General features: G+C 40.6%; 9 protein-coding genes. 8 read left to right on the top strand and 1 reads right to left on the bottom strand.

Features of this window, described 5'->3' with window-relative positions:
• Positions 1–380: 380 nt before the first annotated feature.
• Positions 381–464 (bottom strand): putative holin-like toxin, encoded by an 84-nt coding sequence (locus K5Q29_RS10900; RefSeq protein ID WP_221877039.1) that lies wholly within the window; start codon positions 462–464, stop codon positions 381–383.
• A gap of 245 nt (positions 465–709) precedes the next feature.
• Between K5Q29_RS10900 and K5Q29_RS05200 the strand changes: the two genes are divergently transcribed.
• From K5Q29_RS05200 to K5Q29_RS05165, 8 genes are all read left to right on the top strand, one after another.
• Complete coding sequence (locus K5Q29_RS05200) at positions 710–970, top strand: type II toxin-antitoxin system Phd/YefM family antitoxin (RefSeq protein WP_029693774.1); 261 nt, start codon at positions 710–712, stop codon at positions 968–970.
• Between the two features lies 1 nt (position 971).
• Positions 972–1,229 (top strand): Txe/YoeB family addiction module toxin, encoded by a 258-nt coding sequence (locus K5Q29_RS05195; RefSeq protein WP_105139678.1) that lies wholly within the window; start codon positions 972–974, stop codon positions 1,227–1,229.
• A 13-nt stretch (positions 1,230–1,242) separates the two neighbouring features.
• Positions 1,243–1,773, top strand: a complete 531-nt coding sequence (locus tag K5Q29_RS05190; protein ID WP_105139679.1) for a DUF1697 domain-containing protein — start codon at positions 1,243–1,245, stop codon at positions 1,771–1,773.
• Between the two features lie 20 nt (positions 1,774–1,793).
• Complete coding sequence (gene rsmA, locus K5Q29_RS05185) at positions 1,794–2,666, top strand: 16S rRNA (adenine(1518)-N(6)/adenine(1519)-N(6))-dimethyltransferase RsmA (protein WP_002939007.1); 873 nt, start codon at positions 1,794–1,796, stop codon at positions 2,664–2,666.
• A 369-nt stretch (positions 2,667–3,035) separates the two neighbouring features.
• Positions 3,036–4,766: a hypothetical protein gene (locus K5Q29_RS05180; RefSeq protein ID WP_105139680.1), complete on the top strand. Its 1,731-nt coding sequence runs from the start codon at positions 3,036–3,038 to the stop codon at positions 4,764–4,766.
• 12 nt (positions 4,767–4,778) lie between these two features.
• Positions 4,779–7,223: an LTA synthase family protein gene (locus K5Q29_RS05175; protein WP_105139681.1), complete on the top strand. Its 2,445-nt coding sequence runs from the start codon at positions 4,779–4,781 to the stop codon at positions 7,221–7,223.
• A gap of 126 nt (positions 7,224–7,349) precedes the next feature.
• Positions 7,350–8,177 carry a helix-turn-helix domain-containing protein gene (locus tag K5Q29_RS05170; protein ID WP_105139682.1) on the top strand — a complete coding sequence of 276 codons (828 nt, stop codon included), beginning with the start codon at positions 7,350–7,352 and terminating at the stop codon, positions 8,175–8,177.
• A gap of 142 nt (positions 8,178–8,319) precedes the next feature.
• On the top strand, positions 8,320–9,897 hold the full coding sequence (locus K5Q29_RS05165; RefSeq protein ID WP_105139683.1) for an ABC transporter ATP-binding protein: 1,578 nt from the start codon (positions 8,320–8,322) through the stop codon (positions 9,895–9,897).
• Positions 9,898–9,901 lie beyond the last annotated feature (4 nt).

Here is a 9,901-nt window from a genome sequence, read left to right as displayed (position 1 = left end):
TGGCTAAGAAATTAGTCCAAGATAGTAGAAGCAGAAAGAAAAACACAGACAGTTCGGCTGAATTTCATCAGAATCAGCTTGAATCTATCTGTGTTTTTTATTTACTGGCTAGTTTTTGCCCAGTCTCGATAGGACCGTTTTAAAGACGGGACGGATTTGTAGATAACAGAAAAACCGCTACTTACAGACCGGTCAAAGTTGGAAGTGCGGTTTTACTGTTTATTTTTTTCGTTGAAATATTAGAACCTATATTCACAGTTCAGCACTTCCACCTAAGGCTAGTTTTCAGCTACTCATCGTTAGTTTTTTTCAAAATACAGTCGTATTCCCTCAAAAAACTGCCTTGATTAACTAAAAACTATCTCTTATATAAAAGTACTTCACTTGTGAATACAGGTTCTTAAAATAGCCAGTAAAAGAATGCCAAAGTGTATCATTAGCTCAATCGCTTCGTAAACTGACATCGACGGTCACCTTTCTAAGGAGTTGTGCCATGGTCTCACCTCCTGAATCAGATTTCCGTCCTGCCTTCGGAACTTCCCTACACTAGATTAATTCGGAAAACAACAAGCATTTTGTTCCGCTTTTTTAAAATAAAAGGCAAAAAATGAGAAACACACATAATAATCGCCAAAGAGTTGTACAAGAAGTTTGACAACTCTTTTTTTCTATGCTATAGTAAGCCTAGAAATGATGAGAGGTATTGCTTATGGAAGCTATTGTATATTCCCATTTTCGAAATCACTTAAAGGACTATATGAAAAAGGTCAATGACGAGTTTGAGCCTTTGGTTGTGGTTAATAAAAATCCAGAAGAAGATATTGTTGTACTGTCAAAGAGTGAGTGGGATAGTTTACAAGAAACCCTTGCTGTTGCTCGGAACGCCTACCTATCTCAGAAAGTCTTGCGTGGTATGGCTCAAGTCAAAGCGGGACAAACTCAAGAACGAAACTTGATAGAGGCGGACTAACATGGGAATCCATTTTACAGACGACGCCTGGGAAGACTATCTCTACTGGCAAGGTCAGGATAAGAAAATACTGAAGAGAATCAATAAGATTATCAAGGATATGCAGCGACATCCTTTTGAAGGCATTGCCAAACCAGAACCTTTGAAGTATGATTATCAAGGTGCTTGGTCAAGAAGGATTGATGCGGAGAATCGGTTGATATATATGGTAGAAGCAGACCAGTTGTATATCTTGTCGCTAAAAGACCATTACGGGTGAGGGGGATTAACAAATGAAAAAAGTTGCTCTTTTGCGTGGTGTTACCCCTGTTGGCAAGAATAAAATTCCCAAGATGTCCTATCTGGCGGAAATTTTGACGGAAGCTGGTTTAACTTCTGTTCAAACCTATATTCAAAGTGGAAATGTTGTTTGTGAACCAGATTTGTCAGATGAAAAACTCAGCCAGCTTATCCATCAAACCATTAAAGAAAACATTGGTGCAGATTTGGCTGCTATCATTAAAAATCAGTCAGAGTTAACACAAGCAGTTGCTGAAAATCCTTTTGGTGAGGGTTATGATCCTTCTCGTGTCCATTTGGTCTTTACCAATGATGAGATAACTGGTGAAAAATTAAACAAATTATTGCACCAAGACTTTGGTGATGAGGAGTTACGTCTGGGAAGTCAATGTCTATACATGTATCTTCCGAGAGATGCTCGAAAGAAGAAACTAAATACCAATTATTTAGAAAAACAGCTGGGCATTACAGCGACGATGAGAAAACTAAGTGTTATTTCACGATTGAGTGAAATGGCGAAATAAAAAAACAAGAAAGAACACACATGAGAATCGCAGACAAAAACGTTACTCGGGCCGTCCTTGAGCGCCACGGGTTTACCTTTAAGAAATCCTTCGGTCAGAACTTTTTGACCGATACCAATATTTTACAGAAGATTGTGGACACGGCAGAGATTGACCAGAATGTCAATGTCATCGAGATTGGACCTGGCATCGGGGCCTTGACCGAGTTTTTGGCGGAAAATGCTGCTGAGGTCATGGCTTTTGAGATTGACGACCGCCTGATTCCGATTTTGGCGGACACCTTGGGTCGCTTTGATAATGTGACCGTGGTCAACCAAGACATCCTGAAGACCGACCTGCAGACCCAGATTCAGAATTTCAAAAACCCTGACCTGCCTATCAAGGTCGTGGCCAATCTGCCTTACTACATCACAACTCCTATCCTCATGCACCTGATTGAGAGCAAGATTCCCTTCAGCGAGTTCGTGGTCATGATGCAGCGAGAGGTGGCCGACCGCATTTCTGCCGAGCCAAACACCAAGGCTTACGGCAGCCTGTCCATTGCGGTCCAGTACTACATGACTGCCAAGGTGGCCTTCATCGTGCCTCGCACCGTCTTTGTGCCCGCACCAAACGTGGACTCCGCCATTCTCAAAATGGTTCGCCGCGAGCAACCCCTGGTAAGCGTCAAGGACGAAGATTTCTTCTTCCGGGTGTCCAAGGCCAGCTTTGTGCACCGCCGCAAGACCCTGTGGAACAATCTGACCAACCATTTCGGCAAGTCCGAAGAGGTCAAGGACAAGCTGACACAGGCACTTGGCATGGCAGAGCTGGAAGCCAGTGTACGTGGGGAAGCCCTTTCTATGGCTGACTTCGCGCGTTTGTCTGACAGCCTTCAGGAAGTTGGCTTATAAAAAAATATTTGATTGTGGAGAAATCTGCAATCAATATTTAGTTTATTTAGAATTATAGTAGTTTTCTACTTGCCTTGTCCGTTGACAGTGGGGGGAAAGCTTGTTATACTGGGAGTTGATAAATTTTAAGGAATTATTGTCTGCAAATGAGCAGAATAGTAAGAACCCGTATTCACAGTTCAGCACTTCTACTTAAGGATAGTTTTTAAGCTAGTCATCGTTAGTTTTTTCAAAGTACAGTCAGTATTCTCTCAATAAAACTGCCTTGATTAGCGAAAAACTATCTCTTATTTATAATCACTTCACTTCTGAGTACAGGTTCTTACAAAAACAAGAGAGGGGTTCCCTCTTTTTTTATGAAGGTATCTTATGTTAAAAAAATTACTGAAAAAGCATCCAGATATTGTTGCAGTAACTGTATTTTTTCTTTTTTCGCTCACCCTTCTATTGCCACAGATTTTGACAAAAGCAGTGGTGACAGGAGACGATATTGTTTTTCATTATAATCGTTTTTATGATACAGCTATGCAAATTAAGTCAGGAGATTTTTCTTATATAATGAGCTTGCATGGCTATCAGCAATCTGGAAGGATTGTCAATGCTCTATATGGTCCATATCTAGCCTATTTGCAAGGAGCCTTGCTGTTGTTGGCCGGAACTTGGTATCGATATCAACTACTGTCTAATCTTCTTTTAGGAGTTTTGAGTGCCACTTCGCTTTATTTTCTAATGCGAGAAGTGAAAGTACGCTATTCTCTATCTGTTGGGTTATCCATGTTTTTCGTGACTACCTACTCTGTTCAATACTGGTGGGTAGCTCAAGGATTTTCAAGTTGGGGAGTGGCCTTATTTCCGCTTTGCTTGATTCCAGCAGTTCGATTCCTAAAAACTGGTAAAGTTCCTATTTTTCTGATGGCAGGAGCTGTAGGGTTAATGTTGCAGATACACATGCTGTCGGCTCTGTTTCTCATCTTAGCCTATGCAATTCTTTTTTCAATTGGTTGGTTAAAATCGCAAGACAAATGGAACGTAATGAAAGATGTACTGTTTTCGGTTGGAGTTTTTCTGATTTTAACTGTAAATATCTGGTTGCCCTTATTATATGTAAATGCAACAAATGAATTAGCAGCACCATTTATAAACAAAAAGTTTATTCAGTCAACAGTTACCTGGTCTAAGGCTTATTTCTTATACTTTCCATACTCTCTACCAATCATTTTTGCAACCTTTCTTTATTTTATGCTGAAAAAATGGAAGAAGCAATCGGTGATATTGAGGGGGCTGACATTAACTTTTTTGGTATTTTTTATTTTTTCAACAAATCTTTTTCCGTGGCAACTATTTGCTGGTAAAGGTATTGGATTAGTGGATTTAATCCAATTTCCCTTTAGATTCTTTTTGTATGCTAATACTTTACTTCTGACGATTGTTGGTCTTCAATTAACAGATTACGAAGTGCGTAAAAAGTTGTTTTTGGGGATGACAATCTTATCTACCATAATTGGTGTTGGTTTTACTTGGGATCAATATAATCAAGCAGTCAATGACCAGTACAACAAAGCAGAATTCTTACAAGATATGCTTCATACTACTCTATACGGAACAACGGAAGAATTACGTGCATCCTTGCATTCAAAAAATTTAGGTGAGTTTGTTCAACTGGCTCAGAAATCAACTCCCGACTATGTGCCGGTGTTATCTGAAAAAGAAGAGAATGTTCGTGCGGTAAATGAGGCTAAATCTCGTTATGATCGTTACCGTGACCAGATTATTTTACCTAACCAGCAATTTAATAAGCAAGTTTTTGGGGATAGCTTAAAAATAAGTTGGTCGGCAAATCAATCAGAGGAAATCCAAATACCGATTGTTATTTACCGAGATAGTGAATTGACATTGAATGGAAAGAGGTTAGGGAAGATGGATTATTATCTTTCCACTATTGGTGTGCCAACGGTTACCAGCCAAAAAGGGAAGAACACCCTTATCCTCTCCTATAAGCAACAATGGTGGTTATTGCCAGTTATCTTTATCAGTTTGACTGGCTGGATACTTTGGTCGATTTATTATACCTTTATCTACCGAAAATCAAATATTTCCTAAGAGAGAAATGCTATGAAACAAATCAAACTCAAGGCAACCAAGCAATTTATTCTGGTCATGGTAATGACCGTCTTGCTGGCTATGGGGCGAGCCCTTTTACTGAGTGATGTATCTTTTCCACTCCGGTTTATTCCCCTGCCCTTGATTGCCTATCTTATTTTTACATTTTATGTATTGGTCTTGCTTGATAAATATGAGAAATTTATAAAGACCAAAACCTTTGCCAAGTATGTCGGCTATTTTCTAGGTTTTCTATATCTTATCAACCTGGTCTATCGGCTCAATGCCAAGAAGTATCAACCCTGGAATATTTTCCGGAATAATCTCTTTCAATTTGAGCTTCTATTGATGTTGGCTCTTCCTGTATTGTTGGCATTTTTATGGCGGAAGAAGACGGGAATTCGAGAAAAATTAAGCCAGTGGTCAGCCAATCACTTGGTACCAGATGGCTATTTGCTCTTGACCAGCTTACTCTCGCTCAGTCCTCTCGCCATATCTTACTGGAAAGATAGCCATTATGAGAGTTTGGTTGAGAAAGGTTCTTACATAGAGTTTTTCAGCCAGACACCGCTGTTTGCACCTATTCATTTTATAGGGACTTACATTTTTCTTCGCTATCTTCATAAGGCATTTGTAGAGTTTAAGGCCAATCGGACCAACGTTCACAGCATGCTCTTTATCAGTTTGGCACTGGCTACGCTATCGCATATTGGTTATCAGGCTTCTATGGCTGGAGCGACTGGTTCTTATTTCACACGTCATCTCTTCCCAGGGGCTATTGTCTTCCAGATTGCCTGCCTCTTTTTCCTCAATGTCATCATTAGCCTAGTTATCAACCGCCAAATCTTATCTGTTGCCGTGATTGCTAGTCTAAACGTCATTTTGGTTACGGCCAATTTTCTCAAATTCCGCTACCGTTCGGAGCCATTGACCCCAAATGATTTCAAATGGGTCGGGAACTTGGGGATGATTCTCAGCTTTATCAGTCTACGTGTTGTCTTGGTATCGCTCGTCTTTATAGTCCTCCTTGTGTTTATCTACCGACGTATTCACAAGAAGTACTTCCAAGGAAGGATTGTCGCTTCTATCTGGAAACGGCTGGCAGGGATTTCTGTCATTATTTCCTTGATTTTAGGAATGGGCTGGGCAATTCGCAATGAAAAAGACCATAAGATTGCTGGCTGGATTCCTATTCTTTCTCAGGTCAATAACTGGCGGAACGTAGACTGGAAGGGCTACGCCTTTGTGGCTCGTTATCGCACTCTTTCATTCCTCTGGTTGCAGCAACTCAGCAAGACCAGTATGGAAATGCCTGAGAATTACTCTGAGAAGACCATGAAGGCCATTGTGAAGAAGTACACCGCCCTGGCTGAGGAAATCAATGCAGAACGGACAGGTCAATTGACTGACCAGACGGTTATCTATATTCTTAGCGAGAGTTTGGCTGACCCGCGTCGGATTCCCGGTGTAACCCTTAGTCAAAATGTCCTTCCAAATATTGAGTACATCATGAGCCAGACTACCAGTGGCTTGATGAAGAGTGACCACTATGGTGGTGGTACGGCTAATATCGAGTTTCAGGTCTATAGTGGTCTGCCCTTCTACAATTACAGCTCATCCATTTCTTCAGTCTATTTGGATGTGGCGCCAAATATGAAGAAGTTGCCAAGTATCAGTGACCTCTATCCAGCAGATAATCGTATTGCCATCCATCCTTACTACGATACCAGTTACAACCGAAATTCTATCTATAAGCAGCTGGGGATTGAGCAATTCTACACGCTCAATAGTGCCAAGTATCCTCTTACTGTGACGGCTGAGGATTATCAGGGGAATTTTGTCAGTGACAAGAAGACCTATGACTTGATTTTGGAGCAGGTACGTTCTGCCGATACCAGCTTTGTGTCGGCTATTACCATGCAGAACCATGTTCAGTGGAATTCTCTAGAGCCTGCAGGTATAACAGCATCGGGTGAGGGTTTCACGGCTGAGGAAAATGCCAACCTTAATAGCTATGCTCGTCTTCTATCTTTTACGGATCAAGCAACAAGGGATTTTCTAGACCAGCTCAAGACCTTGGATAAAAAGGTGACCGTTGTTTTTTATGGTGACCATCTGCCAGGTTTGTATCCTGAGTCAGCCTTTGTGACTGATCCAAGTCTGCAATATAAGACAGATTATTTCGTTTGGAGCAATTTTGATACAGCGAAATATAATTATGAGCTAGTTAACTCTAGCGACATGAATGCACTGATGCTGGAAACGACCAATAACAAGGTCAGTCCTTACTATGCCCTCTTGACAGAAGTGCTTCATAAGGACCGAGTAGGACAGGCTGAGCGAGATGCGAAAGTTGCAGAAGAGCTCAAACTGGTCCAATATGACCTATCCACAGGAAAAGGCTACCTTTTGAAATACAAAGATTTTTTCAATGTGGCGACTGAAACGACAGAATAAAAATAAACCAAGTCAGATAGCTGGCTTGGTTTCTTATTTATGTGAAAAAGGACACAAATATAGGAAGGCATGGTATAATAATTATGTTTACAAATGATTTTTTAATCGTGAGTGTAGAGGTGAAGTATGAATCGTTTTGGTAGGACATTAAAATTGATACGAGAGGGAAAGGGGAAGAGTCTGGCGGAGGTCGCCAAGGGACATATTTCTACTTCTCAACTTTCTCGGTTTGAAAATGGGGAATCCGACATCACTGTTAGTAAATTATTTGGTGTGCTGACAGAAATGAATGTGGATGTGGACGAGTTCGTGTATGCTAGTCAGGATTTCAAAAAAGATGAGCTGACTAGAATTTTGGAACAACTAAAACAATCCATCTATATCAGAGATGTTGTAACCATAAAGAAAATCTTGTCTGAACAATTAGCAAAAGCAGAAAGAGATTCTCGTAGGGAGTTTCATCGGTTGAATGCTATTTTAATCGCTTATAAACTAAGAAACTTAGATAAGACAATAGTTGTTTCGAAAGAAGATACAGCCTTTTTAACGGATTACTTATTTCGAGTTGAGAATTGGAGTTACTATGAAATCTTACTATTTGCGAATACGATTGACAAATTGGGTCATCAAACAATGATGCTTTTTTGTAGAGAGTTACTTCATCGTACACAGTTTTACCGTGAAATGAAACAACATCGATTGGTAGTTTCTCAAATTTTACTGAGTGCCTATCTCGTCAGCGTTCAACATAAGGAACTTACCGATGCAGTCTTTCTTGAAAAGACCATCAAAAGTCTGTTTTTCGATGAAACGGAAATTTTTGAACGGATTTTGTTTAAATTTGGTAAGGCTTTTTATGATTATCGAAAGACAGGAAGTGCCAATGCTATCTTAGAGATGAGAAAGTGTATCGAACTTTTACGAGCGGTTGATAGTCAGAATATAGCAGATTAGTATGAAACGATACTTGAAAAAATAGTGAACGAGAAATAGTTGCATATAGGGGACGTATAGATTCAATTACAATTCGTATTCTATAATATAGATGAAAGTGACCAAATGTTTACTTAGAAATCTATCCAACGGTGGAGGAGAAATGAAAAAGAGGGATTTTTGGCTAACCTTATCTTGTATTTTTGCAGTAGCCCTGCTCAATGTTGGGTTTCTGTATCAGTATCGCTATATTATTGACGCTATTGCGGCTGGAGATAGACAGGCCTTTGTGTCCTATTTTGTGCTGATGGGGCTAACTGTCCTTGTTATGCTGATTTTTGAGTACATTCGTCAGATTGCCAATGTCAGCTATCTCAATCAAGTAGGTTTCCAATTGCAGGCGACCTTTATTGGGAAAATTTTTGATTTGCCTTTTAGGCAGTTTGTTGAGCAGGGGGCAGGGGCCTATATTTCTCAGCTCAATAATGATTTGGAGACGGTGAAAGAAGATTATTACGACGCTTTCTTTACGATTTTTCAAGGTGCTTGTACCTTTGGCATTGCCAGTTTGGCCCTTCTTAGCTTGGATGGTCTGACCGCTATTTTCTTGATTCTGATCTCATTCTTGCCAGTTGTGATTCCCTATTTGTTTAAAAAGCGGAGAAGGCTCAATCAGGAGGCGATTTCGGACAGTCAGCAGGTCTATAATACAAGGGTTTCAGATGTCTTTCTGAGTTATTTGCAAGTGAAAAATAGCCACCAAAGACAGCAAGTTTTAGATGGTCTGAACGATCGCTATCAAGCAGTCAATGACAAGGTCAATCAGGCCAATCGAACAACAGTAACCATGCGGCTCTTAGTCGGTTTCGTCTTTTATTTGACCACTCTTTCGATTATCTTTATCGGTGGTTTTCAGGTTTTATATGGCGCTTTGACCATCGGTGGCTTGACAGCTATTCTGACCATTTCAGAGCAGTTGGTTGATCCCATTAATAGCATTGCGGCAGCCTTTTTGGACAGGCATGCCGTTAAGAAATTGAAGCAAGAGTTTGAGCTATCTACTTTGGGTCAAGAAACGAAGGGACAGGAACTAGCTTCAGCTTTCCAGAGCATGCAACTGGTAAAGGCTAGCTATGCAATCGGTGAGAAACAGGTCTTTGAAGACCTGACCGTAGCGTTTGAACGTGGCAAGAAGTATTTAATTCTTGGGGAAAGTGGTTCTGGCAAATCTTCCTTGGCTCTTATTTTGACCAAGAATAGCCAACTGCAAGCAGGGGATATTTACTTTGATAAAACCTCTCTTTCAGACTTGTCCTACCAAGCCATTCAAGATAAGATTGCCTATCTGCCACAAGAGGGAGCCCTTTTCCATGATACTGTACTTTACAACTTGACCATGGGACGGGATGTTTCAGAAGATAGGCTGATGTTCCTCATTAAGACCATGAATCTTGACAGTCGTTTTCCAAGTTATGCTTCTTTGAGCGAGGAAATCAGTGACGATAGTGGACTGTCTGGCGGACAAAAGCAACGCCTGCTCTTGATTCGTGCCTTGCTACAAGATAAGGAGGTCTTGTTGCTGGATGAAAGTCTGTCTGCCTTGGATCAGGAAACTTATGTAGTGATTGAAGATTATCTCATCTCACTAGCAGATAAGACGCTCATTCATATTTCCCACCGTGTGTCCGATGAGGTCCTTTCTCGCTATGATGGGGTGGTACGGATTGGGGAGAGCAATTAATTTT

Source organism: Streptococcus sp. 2018037, from assembly GCF_019754195.1.
Lineage (GTDB): Bacteria > Bacillota > Bacilli > Lactobacillales > Streptococcaceae > Streptococcus > Streptococcus hashimotonensis.
This window is presented reverse-complemented; position numbering and strand designations above follow the sequence as displayed.